Origin of the sequence: Gilliamella sp. ESL0250 (assembly GCF_013345045.1) — a bacterium.
GTDB lineage: Bacteria > Pseudomonadota > Gammaproteobacteria > Enterobacterales > Orbaceae > Gilliamella > Gilliamella apicola_H.
This window is the reverse complement of sequence record NZ_JAAEDV010000008.1, coordinates 1-22,276: the sequence shown is the minus strand read 5'-3', so window position 1 is coordinate 22,276 and position 22,276 is coordinate 1. Positions and strand designations below refer to the sequence as shown.

Genomic DNA, 22,276 nt, shown 5'->3' with positions numbered 1-22,276 from the left:
GGAAAATAACATGGCAAAAATCGTTAAAGTACATGGTCGTGAAGTCATCGACTCTCGTGGTAATCCAACTGTTGAAGCCGAAGTTCATTTAGAAGGTGGTTTTGTTGGCCTTGCAATCGTTCCATCAGGGGCATCAACGGGTTCACGTGAAGCGTTAGAACTTCGTGATGGTGACAAATCTCGCTTTTTAGGTAAAGGCGTATTAAAAGCGGTAGAAAACGTAAATGGACCAATCGCTAAAGCTGTTGTTGGTAAAGATGCATTAGATCAAGCTGCTATCGACCAAATCATGCTTGACTTAGATGGCACTGATTTCAAATCTAACTTAGGTGCAAACTCAATTCTTGCTGTATCTTTAGCAACCGCTAAAGCAGCAGCTGCTGCTAAAGGTGTTCCACTTTATCAACATATTGCAGATCTTAACGGTACTCCAGGTCAATACTCAATGCCATTACCAATGATGAACATCATCAACGGTGGTGAACATGCGGATAACAACATCGACTTACAAGAATTTATGATTCAACCAGTTGGTGCTAAAACAGTACGCGAAGCAATTCGCATGGGTTCTGAAGTATTCCACAACTTAGCTAAAGTATTACATGCTAAAGGTATGAATACAGCAGTGGGTGATGAAGGTGGTTTTGCGCCTAACTTAGGTTCAAATGCTGAGGCATTAGCTTGCATTAAAGAAGCTGTTGAAAAAGCAGGTTATGTATTAGGTAAAGATATTACTTTAGCGATGGACTGTGCCGCTTCTGAGTTCTATAACAAAGAAACAGGTAAATATGTATTAAAAGGTGAAGGAAATAAAGAATTCACTGCGCAAGAATTTACTCATTATTTAGAAGGTTTAACAGAACAATATCCAATCGTATCAATCGAAGATGGTTTAGATGAAAGCGATTGGGAAGGTTGGGCATACCAAACTAAAGCATTAGGTCACAAAATTCAATTAGTGGGCGACGATCTATTTGTAACCAATACAAAAATCTTCAAACAAGGTATTGAAAAAGGTATTGCTAACTCTATTTTAATTAAAGTAAACCAAATCGGTACATTAACTGAATCTATCGCTGCAGTTAAAATGGCAAAAGATGCTGGTTATACTGCTGTTATTTCTCACCGTAGTGGTGAAACCGAAGATTCAACAATCGCTGATTTAGCAGTTGGTTTAGCTGCTGGTCAAATCAAAACTGGTTCAATGAGCCGTTCTGATCGTGTTGCTAAATATAACCAATTAATCCGTATTGAAGAAGCATTAGGTTCAAAAGCACCATTCAATGGTTTAAAAGAAGTTAAAGGTCAATAATTAGTTTTTTATAGACTAAATTATCACTTAAAAAAACGGTGACTAGTTCACCGTTTTTTATTTTCATATAATTTAAACCTACTTTATGTAGGAATAGTTGCACCGACTAAAGTTGTGTTGTACTCTTATTGTTTGATTTTTTTATGACTTATTAATAACTAATGCGTATTGATTAATTTAGTCACCCTATAATTGTTAAAATAACTAACTCGATTTAAAGTTCTACTTATGAATAATATTACGAATATGTCTCAGCCAAAAAGCAAATGGCAACTCTTTAACTGGCTCTATACCGGTAAATTACCGCTAAACGAATTATGGCTTAACCCGACCTATCGTTATAAGTTTTTTTTAAGGACATTGTTCTTAAGCCCAATTACTTTAAAATGGCTTGATAAATTAAGACAGTATCCACTACTGGGCTATTATTTTTCATGCCAAACTAATTTACCCTGTAAATTACAACGACCTTATTTGGCATCTTGCTTAAGCCAAAAAGCACGCTATGACGCTTTAGCCTATCATTATGACTTTTTAGCAAAACAACCCGATAGCGTAACTAAAGCCTTTTATAATCCAGTTTCGCCTTTTGTCTTGGCGAATGTTATTGCTAAAAATGAAACGAATATCCAAATTGCCGTTCAAGCTCGTAACAAATTTGCCAGAGAAGGTGAGGTAAGTCTTTATTTTTATGATAGTGATGGGATTGATTTAACCACATTAACGTTTTCAATTGTTGAATATCAAGGCAAACCAACACTCTTTATTGCTGGATTACAAGGCACAGGACACGATGACGCACGTACTCGTGTACAAAAAGCAACTAAAGCCTGCTATGGGCTATTTCCTAAACGTGTTGCAGTTGAAGCCGCATTAACCGTTGCGCGTTACTATCAATTAACGCAAATTGTCGCTGTTGGTAACAAAACTCATATCTATAACAATTGGCGCTATAACAGCCGTCAAGAACGCATTTTGTCTGATTATGACGATTTTTGGTTTACCCTTGATGGAAAACAAGATACTAATGGTTTATTTATACTACCAAATCAAATTAATCGAAAATCAATTGAAGAAATTGCCAGTAAAAAACGCTCAGAATATCGTAATCGTTATGCGTTATTGGATCAGCTTCAACTTAATATTGAGCAAACTTTAGCATCATTATAATGATAAGTGGTAATATATTAAAACATATAATTGACCCCATAATTTAACAATAAAAGCAAGGAATAGTTAAGGAATAAAATATGTATTTTGGTATTCTTATTGCGCTAGTACCGTTGGGTTTAGGCTATTTAATTAAAATTAAAAACAACTGCTGGATGTCCAAAATTAATCTAACTTTGAGTTGGATGATTTACCTTATTTTGTTCATTATGGGAGCTGAACTGGCACATTTAGATAATTTAGCCACTAATTTGCAAGTTATTTTATATTATGCAATTGTTCTTTTTATTTGCACGTTTGGCGGGAATTTTGTTGTTTTAATGATGCTGGATTTTTTTTCTACCTCCAAAAATGATAATGTAAATCAAATTTATACGTCACATTTTAAGATGATCCTTGAATCATTACGTGTGTGTATTGCATTAATTGTTGGGTTTATTTGTGGGTTATTGCCATTATTTATTTGGCAATATGCTGAAAATGTTACTCAAATTGTACTGGTTTTTTTATTATTTTTAGTCGGAATTCAATTACGCAGTAATAATATTTCTATTAAACAAATTTTACTCAATAAAGTTGGGATGACCACATCCATATTGGTTGTGATGAGCGTTTTATTGGGCGGGATTGTTGCCTCGTTTATTTTAAACTTGCCTGTTCGCGTTGGTCTTGCCATGTCATCTGGCTTTGGATGGTATTCATTATCGGGTATTTTAATGACAGAAGCGCATGGACCTGTTATTGGTAGTGCTACGTTTTTAAATGATATATTACGAGAATTGTGTGCGATTATTTTAATTCCTACATTGATTAAGCGTTATCAATTAACAACATTAGGACTATGTGGTGCAACATCAATGGATTTTACGCTACCGATGCTACAAAAAGGTGGGGGGATAGCCATTGTGCCGGCAGCTATTGCTCAAGGCTTTTTATTGACACTGATTATGCCGATAATTATCACGTTATTTAATTATGGTGGTTTCTAGCTTAATGTACAGAAAAACATCGGGTTGTTTACACTTTATAATTAAAATAATCTTCTAAAAAACTCATAAGGCGATTGGTTGTAAATCGCTCAAGCTTTTGTTTTTATCTTTTAAATTGTTACTATTTGCTGATTATGTTCTTTCTCTATTAAAGTACGAATCACGCTTTCGGATCACCCATTCATTTGTGGGCGGCTGGTTTAGTGAAATTTTAGTTCATACAATGGTGTGCACACATTTTAATAAATGAAAGTCGGCGAAGTCTTAATTAATTACCAAACGGTATAGAATCCTGAATATTTTTTACAAAATATAATCTAAATTGGGTAAATGCTCATATTGAGCACTCACCTCACAAAAAATTATGCTGTTTGTTTCGTGTTTTATATACAATGGTAGTCATGCTATTTAGCCTCATGAGATCATTTAGTATTATATCTGGTTGGACGGCTAACTATAAAACATTTAGTCAAATCAGTGACGGTTATTTTTCATTATGAATGGGCACCATATCTCTTGTCTGGGATACGGCGTTATGTATATTCATTACAGTGCCATTTCTTGAATTATTGTAAATAACGAGAGTAATTCCTATAACGGTTAAACCGAATAAAGCGATTTCTAGTAAAAGGCTTTATGAGTTTTTAGAGGATTATTTTAATCATGAAATGTAAATAACCTGCTGTTTTCTTACACTTAACTAACTATATTATTATACTAAATAACGATTATATAAGACTATCGCTAGCTAAAACCGCATCATAATTATTCATCATCTACAACGCCATCAATGAATTTACCTTTGTACCATACCATATTTTTATACAATATATTATCTTCACCAATCACATGCGGGTTTTCTCGAATAATATTATTTCGGTTTAACAAACAAGCGTTATATTCATTGTCATTACATTTTCTGTATTCTTGAGTATCCATGTTTTTAAACTGACAACTATTTTTTATATTGATATATTTGTATTTTTGGTAATGATAAATGCTTTGTATTGTAGTCAAGACTCTTTGCTGTTTTTCATTATAATCATAACAATTTTTTTGACCTGTGGCCGATTTGTCTTTTGGGTTAAAATAGATATCGCTCCCCCACAAGTTTGTGGCAATAAATTTTCCTTTGTCATTGATATAGTAGTCATAATTTGCTCCTATTCTGGCACTTGAAGCATATTTCTTAATGGCTAAATCAAGTTTTCCGTCAAAATTGATATCTTCTAGATAAATACTGTTAAATTGGTTGTAGCTATAATTCAAATTCTGTATTTTTTGCAATAATTGGTGGTTACTTTTGGCATAAACATTAATACCAACCAGTTTAACTTTTTCTTTTTTCTGTTTTGATAATACCGCAGTAAAGTAGAGTTTATCTAATGAATCTGCCTGTAATAATTCAAGGCGATCAAATTCATCATCAGCTTCATCACTTATTTCAAATTGTTTTTGCAATTTTACTGGGTATTGTTGATTTTTTTTACCATCAAACCAATAACCAATTAATGTCTGATTAAATAGTGTTTGCCCACTATGATTAAATTTGAAATAACTAATTGAGTTTTTCATTTTTGGGCGATTATCATTGTTATCAAAATAAATATCTTTATCATCATAAAGTTTTAAACTGGTTTGCTGGCTAACTTCATCGCATGAGTCCATTAGCAGACAATCATAGGATAAAACATGTTGTATTTGTTTGTGATCATCTTTATCGACCCAAAAAGCTTTTACTGTGCTCAAATATAACGTTATTTCTTTATCCTCAATATGACCTTTGTAAGCGTAAGTAAAACTCAGTACAGGAAAGGAGAGTATTAGAAGCAAAGCAAATAGTATTGTTTTCATTGTTTTAAATTTCTTATTTGAATGTGATGTTGTAACTTATTTTATATAGATTGAAAAGGGGTAAAAAACTTAAGCCTAGCATATTAATTGTAATATTCTAGTATAAAAACAAGCAATTGTTAATGCACAATAATTCATTGTTTATAGATAATGATTAAAGCTTTATCTGGAAAATAGCCCAATCCTACCTCCTAATAGTTGCTTTACCCAAGATTAGAATCAATAAACAAAAAAATTTAAAAAATATTTAAACCTAAAATTTCTGTTTGTCTTTTATAGCTTGTTTAGCATTAATGCATAGCTGTGTATCAAGCCTTTTGCATTCTAAAGTGCTGTTCCTTTGGTTGGAATCATAAATTGAGACGTATCTATACCTTCAAGTTTGAGCAAGGCAATCTTTTTATCTATTCCACCCGCATAACCAGTTAAATTACCCTTTGTGCCAATAACACGGTGGCAAGGAATAATGATTGATATGGGATTATGTCCAACCGCACCGCCTACAGCTTGACTAGACATGCTGGCTTTGTTTGTTTTAAGCGCGATCTGTTTCGCGATATCGCCATAAGTTGTGACCTTGCCATATGGAATCTCACATAAAATTTCCCATACTAGGTGTCGAAAAGGTGTGCCATTTGGTGCAAGTTCGAGTTGAGATAGATCCGGTTTCTTTCCTAAAAAATAATCATCAAGCCATTTTTTTGTTGAGTTAAAAATGGGTAAATTAGGTTTTTCTTCGGTTTGTGTGTTGAGTATATGACCAAAATATTTTTCTCCTTCAATCCAAGCTCCGACTAACTTATTTTGCTGGCTGGCTAGGGTAATTAATCCTATTTGAGACGAATAATTGCATAAATAAAACATGTTGACCTTTTAGTTATGTTTAATAAAAATGATGTCAAATTATGCTTGTTTAGGGTGATAAATACTACAAATTTATTGATTAATATTATCCTTAAATGGCAAATGGCTCATTAGCGAGCCATATATTTCAAGGTTATTTAGCTTGATTTTTGCCTTTTTCAACGTAGCTCATATCGCCAAGGCTTTCGACAATAAATTTACCATCGTCGGTATAGCGAATTTTAGTGACACTGGCATTGCCTAATCCTGTTGTGATTGGTGTATCTAGCCATTCTTCAACCATAGCCATAATTGCCATGCCATGAGATACCACTAAAACATTACCTCCACCTTGCGCTTTGGCTGATTCCGCAATGGTTTTTAATGATGCTTGCATACGCGTTTTTACTTTATTGTAGTCTTCGGCTTCGCCTGATTTTTCAACTGCGGCAATAGCATTCATCATTTTTTTTAGGGTAACTTTACCTTTAGCCATGTCATCCATTAGATCTTTATCAGATTCATAACCTAAATATTTTGCAGCAGGATTCCACATATTAGGATCAAGATCACCTTCATAATCACCAAAACAGGTTTCACGCAATCCTTCCATTTCATTAATTTGAACTTTGTCACCTTTAGTTTCTAAAACAATGCGGGCAGTTTGTCGTGCTCGACCTAAATCACTAGAATAAGCCGAAATAAATTTAACATCTTTTAGACCGCGTCCTAGCTGCTCGGCTACTTCAACCCCTGGTTTGGTTAGTGGCGTATCAGACCAGCCTTGAGCACGATGTACGTTATTAAACATGGTTTTGCCATGTCGAGTCACATATAGGTAAGTATCATCAGCAAAAGCTTGTGATATGCTTAATATTAAAATAGTTAATGCACTGATTAATATAGTTATTTTTTTCATTTTGTTGTCCTCATTTATAATAAATTAAATCGATAATCTATAATGGTTTCTGCCGAAAGTGTAGGTGAGCGTTGGTATTTTCCGTGTCTAAGTTTTGGAGTAAGATCTGAAGCACTTACTGTTTTATAAGACCAGCCATAACCAACTTTTGATAAAATAGAGAGATTTTTAAACACACCGCTAGTTGGTTTCCATATATCAAAAAGGTTTATTTCGCCATTTTTTAATTTATTGTGTTTGTAGTTAAATTGGCCATAATTCATATAGAGACCTGTACTATTATCTTTAACAAAATCATAGCTCATTACTGTGGTTAGCACCAGCTCGCCATCTCGTAAATAGTCTGCACCCGCAGCAGCTAAACCATTAAAACGAGCACGGGTATTTTTACCTAAATGTCGATTATAATACCCGATAGCGTTGTGTTTGTTGGCATCCGTGTAAGCTAAACCAACTTTAACACTCCAGTCATCTTCTTTCCATTCGACATCAGTTGCATAATGCCAGGCATGATCTTCAAACTCTTTTTTGTTTTGTTTCATGGCATTATAATTATCAAGCGCATAACTACCATAAAATTGTCCGCCTAAAATTAATTTTTGCATTGGTTTATATGATAATTCAATCACATGGCGTCTTAAATAATCTTTTGCAACCCCATAAGAATAATCCACCGTAAGCTCTTTATCTTTATAAGCGATTTCAGCAGTTGAAATATTATCAATGACTTTTTTACGATCGGCTGTTAAAAAATGTAATTTTTTAGCAGATTCTCGAGGGAGAGTACTATCGATATAGGCTAATGAAAAGTAGACATTATCATATTTTAGAATACCACTATAACCCAAATAACTATTTCGCGTAAGATGTTTTGATGAACTTATTACACCAAAATCTTTCAAACTATGCCAACCCGCTTTACCATTGAAATTAATGACATCATTACCTAATTTAATTTTTGCATAACGTTGAGTAATTTTATTAAAGCCATGCGCATGATGTTTGTTGTAGCTTTTACCATCATTGTAAAGTAAATTACGTGTTGCAAAATAATCACTAGCGCCTAATTTTATGACATTGTCGTAGGTGATATCAAAGCCAATAGTGTTGAATAAATAGCCTGACTTTAAATCAAAAGTAAAGACTTGTCCCCATGCACTGTGTACTTCTTTGGGCTGGGATGCATTTTCTTTTAAATACTTCCAATGATTACGAGTAGAAAATTCAAACTTAGAATTTTTAAAAAATAGGTCATCTAAGACTGAATTATTGGTTATTTCATTTGCCGATGCCAAAGAGCTTGATATCCCCAGCAGCATCATTGCGAGATATTTTATTTTCATTGTTATTTTTCCTAATCGTTTTTTATATTAAAAAAAAACCTAAATACTAAATCAGAGAACAACTCTCTAATTAACATTTAGGTTTTGCCTGTAACAAACAGTAACAATCCAATAATTTAAAGTTAAGTTTTTATTAAGTTAATGCCATTATGAAATTAATAATTATTCGGTTAGTTTCATTTTTTGCTGATTTAGTGCCGCTTTACCTTTATTAACATATTCCATATTGCCAATTTCACTTACAGTATATTGACCATTTTTATAAATAATTTTGATGACAGTTGCATTTGCTAGTGGTTTATTTTTATCTTTATTGTCAGTTAAATCTGAAATCATAGCCTGCATTGACATTCCTGAAGAAATAGCAAGAATTGTTTTTTCATGGTTGTTATGTGCGTTTTGTACTATAGTTTGTAACGCTGCTTGTGTTCTTGTTTTAACCTGTTGGTAATTTTCGGCTTGGTGTCTTGGATCTGTTTTTGCAATTGAATCTATCATCACATCTATAGGAAGATTGCCGGCTTGATACCCTTTATAAAAGGCATCAACAGAGTTGTATCCAGATAGTTTCATACTTGAATAGACCATTTTAGTATTTGGTCTACCTTCAAAACCACCAAAAAAAACTTCACGTAAACCTTTAAGTTCACGAATTTTATAATCTTTAACTCCTTTTTGTTCAAGAAGCATTTGCATTGTTTCACGTTGTCGTCCTGCATCACTTGTATAATAAGCATCAAATTGTATGTTTTTAAATCCTTCACCAAGGTAGCGAGCAAGTTTAATGCCTTGATCCGTCAATGGTGTGTCGGCCCAGCCTTGTACTAAATCATAAGTATTAAATAGAGTTTTTCCATGACGGGCAAAATAGATTGTGACGTCATCATCAATATTATTATCTGTTGCTATAGATGGATGTTGTGCGCAACTTGTCAGTAAAGTTACAATAATAAAACTGTTGGTTAATAAAAGTTTTGTTGTTGGTTTTTTCATGCGCTATCCTTTGGATAAATAATAGGGGATTAATCACGATAATCCCCTTAAATCATTTTATTCTTTTAAATTTTCACCTTTCGATGAAATCACGGACTGATACCAATAAAAACTTTTCTTTTTATACCGATTTAACGTACCTGTGCCATCTTGATTTAAATCAACATAGATAAAGCCATAACGTTTAGTCACTTCGGCTTTTGATGCGCTAATAAGGTCTATTGGCCCCCAACTGGTATAGCCCATGACTTCAACTCCATCGTTAATGGCTTCACGAATTTGCACTAAATGATCATTCATATAATTAATTCGATAATCATCATTGATAGTGTTGTCTGCTTCTAATTTATCTTTGGCACCCAAGCCATTTTCGACAATAAATAGTGGTTTTTGATAACGTTCATAAAGTAAATTAAGGAGATAACGAATCCCTGTTGGATCGATCTGCCACCCCCATTCGGATGCTTTAAGATAAGGATTAGGCACCATATCTAAAATATTACCTTTGGTTTTTTTAGACACATCGGATGTTGCACAACAGCTCATGTAATAACTAAATGAAACAAAATCGACGGTTTCTTTTAGATCTTGTTTATCTTGTTCGGTGATCTCAAGTTTAATATTATTTTCTTTAAAAAAGCGATTCATATAAGTTGGATAATGACCACGAACTTGCACATCACCAAAAAATAACCAACCATGATTTTCTTGATGAGTTGCCCAAACATCTTCGGGTTTTGGGGTAAGCGGGTAAGCCACTGCACCTAATAGCATATTGCCAATTTTGGCATCAGGGATCATTTGATGACAAAGTTTAACCGCTCGGCTACTGGCAACTAATTGATGATGGATAGCTTGGTAAATTTGTTGTTTGGTGCTGTTTCTATCCAAGCCTACACCCGTAAACGGTTCATGCAATGACATATTGATTTCATTGAAAGTTAACCAATATTTAACTTTATCTTTATAACGTGCAAAAACGGTTTTAGCATAACGAGTAAAACATTCGATCACTTTGCGATTGCCCCAACCGCCATATTGAGTAACAAGATAATAGGGCATCTCATAATGCGATAAAGTGACTAATGGTGTGATGTTGTGTGTTGCCATTTCGTCAAATAATTTGTCATAAAAGGCTAGCCCAGCTTCATTAGGTTGTTCTTCATCTCCATTTGGGAATATACGTGTCCAAGCAATTGATGTACGTAAACAGGTAAAACCCATTTCAGCAAATAGAGCTATATCTTCTGGATAGCGATGGTAAAAATCAATGGCATTGTCTTTTATGCTTGTAATATTGCTTTCATTTCGATCAATGATGTCACCAAATAAACCATTTGGTGTGCAATCTGATGTGGATAAACCTTTACCATCTGTACGGTAAGCACCTTCAACTTGATTGGCAGCAATGGCACCGCCCCAAAGAAAATCATTAGGAAATTTTGTTGACATGTTTTACTCCTTATTTTGGGATAACGCTAATAAAGCCTCTCCACTTTGAATATTATTATCTTCAACGAGACATTGTATATCTTGATAACTATCACTGTTAGTAATGATAATTGGAGTGGTCACTTCAAAACCAGCTTGCTTAATAGCGTCAATGTCAAAGCTAACTAATAGATCGCCTTTTTTTACTTTGCTACCAGCTTCGATATGAGCCTCGAAATATTGACCGTCTAGTTTAACGGTATCAATGCCTATGTGGATCAATATTTCAGCACCGCCATCAGTTTGAAAACCGATAGCATGCTTGGTTCTAAATAGTGACACGACCTCACCATTATCAGGCGCTACAGCTTGCCCAACTGTTGGGATGATTGCGATACCTTTACCCATTAACTCACTAGCAAATGTTGGGTCTTTAACCTCACTTAACGCAATGACTTTTCCTGACATTGGGCTGTAAATCGTAGTATTATTCGGGTTATCAATGTTTTCATTAGTAATATTATTCGATGATGAAGTATCGCTTTCATTAGTTTGAGATTTATCTTTAGGCATACCAAAAAAGTAAGTAGCTAATGTCGCAATGGTAAATGAAAGAATTGAAGCAACGACAACAGCATAAAATCTTGCATCTATCCCTTCTGGTGGGATTAATTGTAAAAATGCAAATATACTAATAAAGCCAAATGAATAGGTTACGGTGTGATAATAACCGACAATAGCACCGCCAATAGCAGCAGATAAACAACCAATCACAAATGGTCTTTTTAATGGTAAATTAACCCCGTAGATTGCAGGCTCAGTTACGCCAAAAATGCCAGACAATACCGAAGAACTAGCTAAACCTTTAAATTGTTTATCTTTAGATCGTAACATCACAGCTAATGCAGCACCAGTTTGAGCAAAGACAGCAGGGAACAGAATTGGCAACATAAAATCTTCTTGATAAAGCGCTATGTTATTCATGGCAAATGGCACTAATCCCCAATGAACACCAAAGATCACCATGATTTGCCAAACAGCGGCTAAAATCATTGAAGCAATAACGGAATTAAGTTGATAGATATAGATAATGCCCGAGGCAACTCCATCACTTAAAATAGATACAATAGGACCAATAACCGCAAAAGTTAAAGGTACTGTAATTAAGACCCCAAGCAATGGAGAAATAAATTTTTTAAACGAATCATGCAATATTTTATTAAAGTTTCGTTCTAATACTGAATAGAACCAGCTCGCCAAAATAATCGGGAATACTGATGAAGCATAGGGAATAAGATTAATTGGAATAGAGAAAAATTCGGTTTGTAATTCTAGAGTTCCTTTCATCATACCGACTATATTGGGGTGAACTAAAGCACCACCCAGTGCCATACCTACATAAGGATTGCCACCAAATTTTTTCACGGCAGAAAAACCCAAGATGATAGGGAGGTAATAAAAAGGTGCATCAGCAATGGCAAATAGGAAGTTATAAGTTGATGTTTCAGGAGCAATAATATCAAGTATTTGTAACAAAGATACCAAGCCTTTTAAAATTCCCCCTGCAACAAGAATAGCTAGAGCAGGAATAAAAATACCAGAAACTAAATCAATCAATTTAGATAGAACACCTAATTTTTTGTCCGATTTAGACTCCAAGCTAGCATTTTCATTAAGGTTGGTTAATTGCATAATATCACTAAATACGTCTGCAACATTATTACCGATAACGACCTGAAATTGTCCTCCACTTTGTACAACAGTAATCACACCAACTTGTTTTTTTAATGTATCTGCATCAGCTTTGCTATCATCTTTTAATACAAATCTTAAGCGAGTAGCACAATGCACTAAGCTGATAACATTGTCCTTTCCTCCAACATGCTGAATGATTGATTCGGCAAGCTCTTTGTTTTTCATACTTTATCCTTATTTTTATAACAAAAAACCTAGATCCCAAGATGTTTTTGGGATCTAGGTTTTGCTTGCAAAGTAAGCCGTGTTAACTTTGCAATAACAATCCAATTAATGATTAGTTTAGACTAACACAAATTTTAAAACTAGTTAAGATTTATACAATAATAATGGCTAAAGTGTGATTTACTTCACATTATGCTATTTAAGTTCAGTGCGTAGTTTTTGAATATGAATCGTTAAATATAGGCTTTCGTCATCAGAAAGGGGATGTTGATATTGTTGTATTAAATGTAAATCTATCTGTTTAGTACAAAGATAGGCGAGTTCATATTTTTGCCGAACTAATTCATACAAGGAGTTATCTTGTTGTGTTTGTTTGCTGTGACTTAGAATACGGTGAGCAAAAAATTTTAAATGAGTAACAAAACGCTGATAAGACAGGCTGTTTTCGTCATATTCAAAGTTAAAATAATATTTCACAATATTGAGAATTTCACGCATAATTTTAGTCATATTGACGATATTGGGCATCGTGTCATTTAATTGTGCATTGACGATATGAAAAGTAATAAAACCGGCTTCGTCTTCAGGTAATTCAATGGATAATCGCTCTTTTATTATGGTTAAAGCATATAAACCGATCTGAAACTCTTTAAGGTAAAATTTTTTGATCTCCCACAAAAATCCATTTGGAATGTCAAACCCTTGTTTATGACGCTCAATGGCAAAATGGATATGATCAGTCAGTGAAATATAAATGCTGTCTTGTAATTTACCATCTATACATTGTTTGGCATGATTAATAATAACTTCGGATGTGGTTAATACTTCAAAGGGAATCTTTGAAAGCAATTCTTCAAATTTTGGGTATGTTTCTTTATTATCCAAAGAAAACTGCTTTTCTATAAGACTCGTATCGATTAAATCACCCTTATGCTTTTTAAAGCCAATTCCACGACCGGTGACAATTAATTCATCGCCTTTCGCATCAAGGGTAACAATAACATTGTTATTTAATATTTTATAAATTTTCATTGAGTTTGATCAATTCTTTATATCTACCCATTATGAATCGCTAGAAAAAAATCGGAAGCAAAAAAATAAAAAAATGTGATAAACATCATACTATTTGAAAAAATATAGTTGACCTTTTTTGTTAGTATAAAAAAGCCCCGATAGTATTAACCTATCAGGGCTGTGGTTAGTGGATATTATTTTACTATTGCGCTAATAATTTATTCATGGTTTGAATAAATTTACTTGGATCGCTAAGCGAACCTTTTTCAGCAAGCAAAGCCTGATCAAGCAATAGTTCAACCCAATCGTTAAATGCGCTTTCATCTTGCGTATCGGCAATACGTTTAACCAGTTTATGATCTGGATTGATTTCAAACGTGTATTTGATTTCCGGCGCTTTCTGACCTGCTGCTGCAAACAATTTAGCCATTTGTGTACTCATTTCATCAGCGGCTGTGGTGACAATTGCTGGTGTATCAGTTAACCGATGAGTTAATTTAACGTCTTTCACCTTATCGCCCAAAGCGGTTTTGACTCGTTCAATAAATGGTTCAAGTTCTTTTTCAACTTGTTTTTGCTCTTCACTGTTTTGATCGGCAAGCTTTTCGATTGATTCGTCTGATTTGCTAATAGATTGGAACTGTTTGCCATCAAACTCAGTTAAGTTGCTCATCATCCACTCATCAATACGATCGGACAACAATAATACTTCAATGCCTTTCTTACGGAATAGCTCAAGATGAGGACTATTTTTAGCTGCACCATAGCTATCAGCGGTAATATAGTAGATCTTTTCTTGACCTTCTTGCATACGGCTAATGTAATCATCTAACGAAACAGTTTGTGCATCACTATCGGTGTGAGTTGACGCAAAACGAAGTAATTTAGCAATTGCTTCACGGTTGGCAAAGTCTTCGCCAGTACCTTCTTTTAGTACTAAACCAAACTCACTCCAGAATTGTTGATACTGTTCTTTATCGTCTTTGGCAAGTTTTTCAAGCATTTGTAACACACGCTTAGTACATGCATTACGCAAGTTTTGGGTGATTTTGTTATCTTGTAAAATTTCGCGCGATACATTTAATGGTAGATCATTGGAATCAATTAAACCTTTAACAAAACGTAAATAGTTTGGCATAAATTGTTCTGCATCATCCATAATAAATACACGTTGTACATACAATTTTAAACCATGTTTATTATCGCGATTCCACATATCCCAAGGCGCTTTTGATGGGATATAAAGTAAACTAGTATATTCTTGTTTACCTTCGACACGGTTGTGGCTCCAACTTAATGGATCGGCAAAGTCGTGCGAAATATGCTTATAAAATTCTTTATATTCATCGTTGGTCACTTCAGATTTACTACGCGTCCATAGTGCTTGGGCTTTGTTGACTTTTTCCCATTTAACTTCTTTGCTTTCTTCGTCAGTGGTTTGCACTTCAACAGGGAGTGAAATGTGATCAGAATATTTGCTAATAATAGAACGCAAACGCCAATCGTCTAAAAACTCTTTTTCGTCTTCTTTTAAGTGTAAAGTGATTTCGGTACCACGAGTTTCTTTATTATCGTCAGATATTGTATATTCACCTTCACCTGCTGATTCCCACATAACCGCTTCGTCAGCTTTTGCTGTGGCTGCGCGTGTTCTAACAGTAACTTTATCGGCAACAATAAAAGCAGAATAAAAACCTACGCCAAACTGACCAATTAATTGACTATCTTTAGCCTGATCACTACCAATAGACTCTAAAAACGCTTTAGTGCCGGATTTAGCAATAGTACCTAAGTTTTCAATCACTTCATCACGAGTCATACCAATACCATTATCAGCAATCGTTAAAGTACCAGCTTCTTTATTGGTTGAAATACGCACACCAAGTTCACCATCGCCAGCATATAGATCTGGATTTTCAAGTGCTTTAAAACGAAGTTTATCGGCCGCATCAGATGCGTTAGAAATAAGCTCTCTTAAAAAAATCTCTTTATTTGAATATAAAGAGTGAATCATTAAATGCAGAATTTGTTTAACTTCGGATTGAAATCCACGAGTTTCAGTGCCTTGCTTACTCATTGACTAGTTCCTCTATTATATTTAGTCATTTCAATTAATCCTAACTGTAAAATGAATTTGTTATTAACAAACTCTTAGCATTTTGCTCATCAAATAATGGAGCATTGCCTGTTAGCATTAACTGAATAAAATTAACTTAATGGTTTGATTTATTGATGTATTGCTATATGGGATTAAAAAAGCAGATTTCAATAGGAGTTAACAAATTTATTTATTGTTTGATTGTTTTTTGTTATATAACATTAAAAAAAGGATAAAGCCTTGATGGGTCAAGGCTTTTAACTGAACACTAAATTTGTAATGGCTTTTATAAAAATCCATAAATCAAAATTATGATAACCGCAACAGGAACAATGTAACGAGTTAGCACGCTCCAAACGCTAAACCAGAAATCATTTAAATTTAATTCTTCGCGGATGCGTTTTTGATTCATCATCCAAGCACCAAATACCACAGTGCCTAATCCTGTAAGTGGTAACATGATTTTACTGGTCAGGTAATCAAGTAAATCAAAAATATTTTTACCAAATAGTTTGACATCAGCCCATTCATTAAATGCTAATAAACAAGCAATACCTAAAGCCCAAATAACTAAACTACTTAAAATCGTTGCTGATTTTCTACCCAATGGCGTTTTTTCTTCTAATAACTCGACAGTTGGTTCAAGTAATGAAATTGAAGATGTCAACGCCGCAAAAGTTAGGAATATAAAGAATAAAACACCTAAAACAGTGCCACCAGCCATATTACCAAAGGCAATAGGTAAAGTAACAAAAATAAGACCAGGACCTTCACCAGGTTGTAAACCATTGGCGAACACAAGAGGAAATATAGCCATACCAGATAGCATTGCTACAATGACATCTAAGATGACCACAGTGCGCGCAGTAGATAGTAGATTAACATCTTTTCCAAGGTACGAACCATATGCCATCATAATACCCATACCTAAAGATAGACTAAAGAACGCATGACCTAACGCTGCTAACATAGCGGTACCATTAATGGCAGACCAGTCAGGTGTAAATAAAAAACTAAACGCTTTACCAAAAGATGGACCACTCACATAAGCTGCATATCCAACTAATACTAATAGCAATACCCCTAAACCTGGCATCATAATTTTGCAGGCTCGCTCTAAACCAGCGCCCACGCCCATTGCAACGATAGATGCAGTGGCAAACATAAATACGGTGTGCCAAGTTAATAAATGGTTTACGTTACCAAGAAAGTTATCAAAAATTTGACCTGTAACTTCACCATGAGCACCTTCGAAAGTACCTTGAGCGGATAAAACAATGTAATCTGTCGCCCAACCACCAATAACACTATAAAATGATAAGATTAAAAAAGAACCCACTACACCGATAATACCAACCCAATGCCATGATTTAGAACGACCTTCTGAAATAGCCACATCTTCCATTGTATGAATTGGATTTTTTTGCCCACGACGGCCAATTAACCATTCTAAAACTAAAATTGGTAGACCAATCACAAACATAAATAGCAAATAGGTAAGCACAAACGCTGAACCGCCCATTTCACCTGCCATATATGGGAATTTCCAAATGTTACCTAACCCAACAGCAGAACCAGCTGCGGCAAGCATAAACCCCATGCGCGAGCTCCACTGAGAGTGGCTTTTTTTCATAGTTCCTGTACTCATGAATATTTTTCCTTGACTCTTAATTGTTTAATTTTAGTGTAAGCAAATGCCTAAAATTTTTTATTAGATGAATAAAGCTCTAAATCATGCCATGAAATGCGTATGGAAACAAGGAATCATTAAAACTATAAATATAAATAGCAAGTTAGCTGTTAAATTTTATAATGTTTTGAATTAAATTTTTGACTACCTATTCATTATTTGTGTATAGATAAATTTATATTTTCCCCTTTTATTGATAGTGGTGATGGCTTAAAATGATTGCTTATCAATTTAGTTTACAATTTAGGTTATGGAAAAATCGCCATGTCGCAAAACATTGATTTTAATGAAATAAATAAATTTTCGCAATTAGCTGATCAGTGGTGGGATCCTAATGGAAAATGTAAACCTTTGCATATTATCAATCCATTGCGTGTGAATTATGTGCAACAACAGTGTGGGCTATTAGATCAAAAAGCGATATTAGATGTGGGATGCGGTGGTGGCATTTTATCAGAAAGTTTAACGAAGCTTGGTGCGAATGTGACAGCCATAGATCTTGCTGATGAATCATTAGCAGTGGCAAAACTCCATGCAGCGAAAAGTAATTTATCAATTAACTATAAAAAACAGACAGTTGAGCAACATGCCGAGCAAAATCCTGCGCAATATGATGTCATAACGTGTATGGAATTGTTAGAGCATGTGCCAGATCCATTTTCAATCATTCAAGCCTGCGAAAGATTACTTAAACCCGGCGGTAAACTGTTTTTATCAACCATCAATCGTAATCATAAAGCCAAGTTATTGTTGATTTATGGGGCAGAATATATTGCACGATTAGTGCCTAAAGGCACACACGACTTTAATCGCTTTATTCGCCCGTCAGAATTAATGAGCTGGATTGAACTTGCTCGATTGAATGTTAAAGACATTATTGGTATGGAATATCATTTATTTAAAAATGAATTCAAATTAGGAACCAATGTTGATGTTAATTATATCATCACGGCACAAAAAGCAGATTAGTTTTAAAAATGTGATCTAATTCTCAATTTGGATATTTTTCACTGTATTTTTTAAAAAATCCTCTATAATTTGACATGTTACCGATAACACGGATTATTTTATTTTAGAGGAACTATTTATGCCGTTAATAATAATTGCTATTGGTGTAGCGTTGCTACTTATTTTAATGTTACCCCTTCGAGTCAATGGCTTCATTGCTTTGATTCTAGTTGCACTCAGTGTGGGTGTAATGGAAGGTATGCCAGTAATGGATGTAGTCAAGTCAATTAAAAATGGGGTTGGTGGCACGCTTGGTAGTTTGGCCTTAATTATGGGGTTTGGGGCAATGTTAGGTAAACTACTGGCCGATTGTGGTGGGGCGCAACGCATCGCAACAACGCTAATTGAAACATTTGGTGATAAAAAAATTCAATGGGCAGTCACACTGACTGGTTTTATTGTTGGCTTTGCACTTTTTTATGAAGTTGGCTTTGTTCTTTTATTGCCATTAGTCTTAACCATTGCAGCCACGTTACGAATATCGCCATTATATATTGGTATTCCAATGGCAGCAGCTTTATCGGTGACCCATGGTTTTTTACCCCCGCATCCTGGTCCAACCGCAATTGCTGAAATTTTTCAAGCTGATATGGGGCGAACTTTACTCTACGGTACAATCATCGCTATTCCAACGGTGATTTTAGCTGGACCAGTATTAGCAAGACTACCGTTTATTCGTGTAATTAACCATCCAATTGAAGAGGGTTTATATAACTCTAAAAAATTCACTGATGATCAAATGCCAAGTTTTGCGGTGAGTGTCTTTACTGCCTTAATTCCTGTTATTTTAATGTCGATTCGTGCAGTTTGCGATATGACTTTAGATAAAGGACATGTAGTATTTCCTTATGTGGAATTTTTGGGTGATCCGGTCATTGCAACTTTAATTTCAGTGTTAGTTGCAGTATTTACCTTTGGGATTTTACGCGGTCGTTCCATGGCTGAAGTTAATTCAACTTTGGTTGATTCAATCAAAATTATTTCTATGATGCTATTAATTATTGGTGGTGGTGGAGCATTTAAGCAAGTGCTTGTCGATAGTGGTGTCAAGGTTTACATTGAACAGATGATGCATTCGTCGAATGTATCGCCGATTGTCATGGCGTGGTTAATTGCTGCATTATTGCGTTTAGCGCTTGGTTCTGCAACTGTTGCAGCATTGACAGCAGGTGGCATAGTGTTCCCTTTAATTGCTTCAACAGGTGTAAGCCCTGAACTTATGGTGATTGCAACAGGTGCTGGTAGTGTTGTGTTTTCACACGTTAATGATCCTGGCTTTTGGTTGTTTAAAGAATACTTCAACTTAAGTATTACTGAAACCATGAAATCATGGTCACTATTAGAAACAGTGATTTCAGTTTGTGGATTAGTAGGATGCTTAGCTATTAATATGTTTATCTAATAAAAATATAATAATTTACTACTTTGCCTCATCAGTGCTTATTCAATTGATGAGGTATTCTCAGCTTATCTTTATTTAATCCGAATTCATTTGATTTTTTACTTTCTTTTTATTCCAATAAAAAAGAAATTCCACTAGCCTTTTGAGTTAAAAGTAAGTAGAATTCCTCGGCAATATTTTATCAACAATCCAACCAGTGGTGAATATTGTCATGTCTCGTATAGTTAAAGAAGCTCTCACGTTTGACGACGTGTTATTAGTCCCAGCTCACTCAACTGTATTACCTAATACAGCTGATATTAGTACTCAACTTACTCAAACAATTAAATTGAATATTCCAATGTTGTCAGCCGCAATGGATACAGTGACCGAATCTGAATTAGCAATTGCACTAGCGCAAGAGGGGGGCATTGGTTTTATCCACAAAAATATGTCAATTGAAAACCAAGCCAATCATGTAAGGCGCGTTAAAAAACACGAAAGTGGTATAGTGCAAAATCCGGTATCAGTCTTACCAACCGCAACCATACAGCAAGTTACCGATCTAGCTAAAGAGTATGGCTTTGCTGGTTTTCCAGTTGTGACTGAAACTCAAGAACTAGTTGGTATTATTACCGCACGCGATGTCCGATTTGCAACCGACTTATCTTTACCTGTTACAGCTGTGATGACACCAAAAGAACGTTTAGTGACTGTAAATGAAGGCGAACAACGTGAAATCGTACTGCAAAAAATGCATGAACATCGTGTTGAAAAAGTCCTCGTCGTTGATGCTCGATTCCACCTAAAAGGCATGATCACGGTTAAAGATTACAATAAAGCGGAACAAAAGCCTAACGCTTGTAAAGACGATAAAGGACGCTTGCGCGTGGGTGCCGCTGTTGGCGCAGCAGCAGGGAACGAAGAACGCATTGCTGCATTAGTTGAAGCTGGTGTTGATGTATTATTAATTGATTCATCACACGGTCATTCAGAAGGTGTGCTTGAACGTATTCGCCAAGCAAGAAAGGCTTATCCTGATTTACAAATAATTGGCGGTAATGTAGCCACTAGTGAAGGTGCTAAAGCACTTATTGATGCAGGCGTTAGCGCTGTTAAAGTGGGGATTGGTCCTGGCTCAATTTGCACAACACGCATTGTTACTGGCGTTGGTGTACCGCAAATTAGTGCTATTATGAACGCTGTTGAAGTGGCACAAAAACACAATATCCCTGTTATTGCAGATGGTGGCATTCGCTATTCAGGCGATATTGCTAAAGCCATCTCAGCAGGTGCTTCTTGTGTGATGGTTGGATCAATGTTTGCCGGCACCGAAGAAGCCCCAGGCGAAATTGAACTATTCCAAGGTAGAGCGTATAAATCATATCGTGGAATGGGATCGCTTGGTGCAATGGCAAAAGGATCTTCTGATCGCTACTTCCAAACTGACAACGCTGCCGACAAGCTTGTGCCCGAAGGCATAGAAGGGCGCATTGCCTATAAAGGGCCATTGAAAGAGATAGTTCACCAACAAATGGGTGGATTAAGATCTTGTATGGGATTGACCGGCTGTGCAACAATTGATGAATTAAGAACTAAGTCCAAATTCTATCGTATTACAGGTGCAGGAATGAAGGAAAGCCATGTACATGATGTACTAATTACCAAAGAGCCACCTAATTATAGAGCTGGTGCATAAAAAAGGAGGGCTTCCTCCCTCTTTTTATTTTATATTTTTATAACTTGTGGTTCGGTTAGCTTTTAGATATTTTGAGCTTTTAGTGGAATAAATCACAACAATGACAACGCCCGAAACCCAACCACTCAAATTATAGCTAAACATCGCCACCCAGGCCCTAAATCATCAAAAATATTCAGATAGATCATTGATTTTATTTGTTTTTTAATAAAAATTAAATATTTCAATCTTTTAAATTTTTTCATAAAACTTAATCAAAGTCACGCCTAATTAATTTTACTAAAAATCCCCCCAAAAAACTAGCTAAGCTTTTTAAAACGGTTATACTTTCACCAGTTTCAAAAGCTAACTTATTTAATAAGTAAATGTATATAAAAATATAGATAAAACATAATGTTAATTGAAAGGTAAACCGTAATGCATTATCATTTTAGACACTAGCAATCCTATGTCTTAAATTTATCAAATAGACGCATCAGACGAGTTTTGTAACTATCCCCTAAAATAGTACAGCAAAAAAGTAGAAAATTCTCTATGATAAAAGTAAAGGGGATTTAATTATGAAAAAAATGACCGAACATCAGATTGTATCTATTTTAAAAGAAGCTGAAG

At 34.9% G+C, this 22,276-nt stretch carries 16 protein-coding genes; 6 read left to right on the top strand and 10 right to left on the bottom strand.

Annotation, left to right across the window (positions count from 1 at the left end):
* Window positions 1–10: 10 nt before the first annotated feature.
* The 3 genes from eno to GYY69_RS07495 all read left to right on the top strand — a co-directional run bounded on the left by eno (window position 11) and on the right by GYY69_RS07495 (window position 3,471).
* Entirely contained in the window at window positions 11–1,312 is a 1,302-nt protein-coding gene (gene eno, locus GYY69_RS07505; RefSeq protein ID WP_065637674.1) for a phosphopyruvate hydratase, read from the top strand.
* 228 nt (window positions 1,313–1,540) lie between these two features.
* Window positions 1,541–2,482: a VirK/YbjX family protein gene (locus tag GYY69_RS07500; RefSeq protein ID WP_174797114.1), complete on the top strand. Its 942-nt coding sequence runs from the start codon at window positions 1,541–1,543 to the stop codon at window positions 2,480–2,482.
* Window positions 2,483–2,562: 80 nt separating this feature from the next.
* Window positions 2,563–3,471 (top strand): lysine exporter LysO family protein, encoded by a 909-nt coding sequence (locus GYY69_RS07495; protein ID WP_174797113.1) that lies wholly within the window; start codon window positions 2,563–2,565, stop codon window positions 3,469–3,471.
* Between the two features lie 765 nt (window positions 3,472–4,236).
* Here GYY69_RS07495 and GYY69_RS07490 read toward each other — a convergent pair.
* The 10 genes from GYY69_RS07490 to GYY69_RS07445 all read right to left on the bottom strand — a co-directional run bounded on the left by GYY69_RS07490 (window position 4,237) and on the right by GYY69_RS07445 (window position 17,534).
* Window positions 4,237–5,325 carry a hypothetical protein gene (locus tag GYY69_RS07490; RefSeq protein WP_174797112.1) on the bottom strand — a complete coding sequence of 363 codons (1,089 nt, stop codon included), beginning with the start codon at window positions 5,323–5,325 and terminating at the stop codon, window positions 4,237–4,239.
* A gap of 324 nt (window positions 5,326–5,649) precedes the next feature.
* Window positions 5,650–6,189: a methylated-DNA--[protein]-cysteine S-methyltransferase gene (locus GYY69_RS07485; protein ID WP_174797111.1), complete on the bottom strand. Its 540-nt coding sequence runs from the start codon at window positions 6,187–6,189 to the stop codon at window positions 5,650–5,652.
* A 133-nt stretch (window positions 6,190–6,322) separates the two neighbouring features.
* Window positions 6,323–7,087 carry a histidine phosphatase family protein gene (locus tag GYY69_RS07480; protein ID WP_174797110.1) on the bottom strand — a complete coding sequence of 255 codons (765 nt, stop codon included), beginning with the start codon at window positions 7,085–7,087 and terminating at the stop codon, window positions 6,323–6,325.
* Between the two features lie 14 nt (window positions 7,088–7,101).
* Window positions 7,102–8,430: an OprD family outer membrane porin gene (locus GYY69_RS07475; RefSeq protein ID WP_174797109.1), complete on the bottom strand. Its 1,329-nt coding sequence runs from the start codon at window positions 8,428–8,430 to the stop codon at window positions 7,102–7,104.
* Between the two features lie 162 nt (window positions 8,431–8,592).
* Window positions 8,593–9,423, bottom strand: coding sequence for a histidine phosphatase family protein (locus tag GYY69_RS07470; RefSeq protein ID WP_174797108.1), 831 nt, complete (start codon window positions 9,421–9,423; stop codon window positions 8,593–8,595).
* A gap of 57 nt (window positions 9,424–9,480) precedes the next feature.
* Window positions 9,481–10,875 (bottom strand): glycoside hydrolase family 1 protein, encoded by a 1,395-nt coding sequence (locus GYY69_RS07465; protein ID WP_174797107.1) that lies wholly within the window; start codon window positions 10,873–10,875, stop codon window positions 9,481–9,483.
* A 3-nt stretch (window positions 10,876–10,878) separates the two neighbouring features.
* On the bottom strand, window positions 10,879–12,774 hold the full coding sequence (locus GYY69_RS07460) for a beta-glucoside-specific PTS transporter subunit IIABC (protein ID WP_174797106.1): 1,896 nt from the start codon (window positions 12,772–12,774) through the stop codon (window positions 10,879–10,881).
* Window positions 12,775–12,969: 195 nt separating this feature from the next.
* On the bottom strand, window positions 12,970–13,806 hold the full coding sequence (gene licT, locus GYY69_RS07455) for a BglG family transcription antiterminator LicT (RefSeq protein WP_174797105.1): 837 nt from the start codon (window positions 13,804–13,806) through the stop codon (window positions 12,970–12,972).
* Window positions 13,807–13,990: 184 nt separating this feature from the next.
* A complete protein-coding gene (htpG, locus tag GYY69_RS07450) occupies window positions 13,991–15,865 on the bottom strand; it encodes a molecular chaperone HtpG (RefSeq protein WP_174797104.1) in 1,875 nt (624 codons plus the stop codon).
* A 307-nt stretch (window positions 15,866–16,172) separates the two neighbouring features.
* Complete coding sequence (locus GYY69_RS07445; RefSeq protein ID WP_202984970.1) at window positions 16,173–17,534, bottom strand: sodium-dependent transporter; 1,362 nt, start codon at window positions 17,532–17,534, stop codon at window positions 16,173–16,175.
* 306 nt (window positions 17,535–17,840) lie between these two features.
* Here GYY69_RS07445 and ubiG point away from each other — a divergent pair, with 306 nt between their 5' ends.
* The 3 genes from ubiG (at window position 17,841) to guaB (ending at window position 21,664) form a co-directional block, all read left to right on the top strand.
* Window positions 17,841–18,545, top strand: coding sequence for a bifunctional 2-polyprenyl-6-hydroxyphenol methylase/3-demethylubiquinol 3-O-methyltransferase UbiG (gene ubiG, locus GYY69_RS07440; RefSeq protein WP_174797103.1), 705 nt, complete (start codon window positions 17,841–17,843; stop codon window positions 18,543–18,545).
* A gap of 100 nt (window positions 18,546–18,645) precedes the next feature.
* Window positions 18,646–19,986 (top strand): gluconate transporter, encoded by a 1,341-nt coding sequence (gntT, locus tag GYY69_RS07435; protein WP_342354070.1) that lies wholly within the window; start codon window positions 18,646–18,648, stop codon window positions 19,984–19,986.
* A gap of 211 nt (window positions 19,987–20,197) precedes the next feature.
* The gene (gene guaB / locus GYY69_RS07430; protein ID WP_174797101.1) at window positions 20,198–21,664 is read left to right on the top strand and encodes an IMP dehydrogenase; all 1,467 of its coding nucleotides are present in this window, start codon (window positions 20,198–20,200) and stop codon (window positions 21,662–21,664) included.
* The last annotated feature ends 612 nt before the right edge of the window (window positions 21,665–22,276 follow it).

Excerpts from the sequence above, each read along its gene's own strand:
- GYY69_RS07465 (WP_174797107.1), bottom strand. The coding sequence starts at position 10,875 with ATGTCAACAAAATTTCCTAATGATTTTCTTTGGGGCGGTGCCATTGCT.
- ubiG (WP_174797103.1), top strand. The coding sequence starts at position 17,841 with ATGTCGCAAAACATTGATTTTAATGAAATAAATAAATTTTCGCAATTA.
- eno (WP_065637674.1), top strand. The coding sequence starts at position 11 with ATGGCAAAAATCGTTAAAGTACATGGTCGTGAAGTCATCGACTCTCGT.
- GYY69_RS07500 (WP_174797114.1), top strand. The coding sequence starts at position 1,541 with ATGAATAATATTACGAATATGTCTCAGCCAAAAAGCAAATGGCAACTC.
- GYY69_RS07470 (WP_174797108.1), bottom strand. The coding sequence starts at position 9,423 with ATGAAAAAACCAACAACAAAACTTTTATTAACCAACAGTTTTATTATT.
- GYY69_RS07485 (WP_174797111.1), bottom strand. The coding sequence starts at position 6,189 with ATGTTTTATTTATGCAATTATTCGTCTCAAATAGGATTAATTACCCTA.
- GYY69_RS07475 (WP_174797109.1), bottom strand. The coding sequence starts at position 8,430 with ATGAAAATAAAATATCTCGCAATGATGCTGCTGGGGATATCAAGCTCT.
- GYY69_RS07490 (WP_174797112.1), bottom strand. The coding sequence starts at position 5,325 with ATGAAAACAATACTATTTGCTTTGCTTCTAATACTCTCCTTTCCTGTA.
- GYY69_RS07480 (WP_174797110.1), bottom strand. The coding sequence starts at position 7,087 with ATGAAAAAAATAACTATATTAATCAGTGCATTAACTATTTTAATATTA.
- guaB (WP_174797101.1), top strand. The coding sequence starts at position 20,198 with ATGTCTCGTATAGTTAAAGAAGCTCTCACGTTTGACGACGTGTTATTA.
- GYY69_RS07460 (WP_174797106.1), bottom strand. The coding sequence starts at position 12,774 with ATGAAAAACAAAGAGCTTGCCGAATCAATCATTCAGCATGTTGGAGGA.
- GYY69_RS07495 (WP_174797113.1), top strand. The coding sequence starts at position 2,563 with ATGTATTTTGGTATTCTTATTGCGCTAGTACCGTTGGGTTTAGGCTAT.
- licT (WP_174797105.1), bottom strand. The coding sequence starts at position 13,806 with ATGAAAATTTATAAAATATTAAATAACAATGTTATTGTTACCCTTGAT.
- htpG (WP_174797104.1), bottom strand. The coding sequence starts at position 15,865 with ATGAGTAAGCAAGGCACTGAAACTCGTGGATTTCAATCCGAAGTTAAA.
- GYY69_RS07445 (WP_202984970.1), bottom strand. The coding sequence starts at position 17,534 with ATGAGTACAGGAACTATGAAAAAAAGCCACTCTCAGTGGAGCTCGCGC.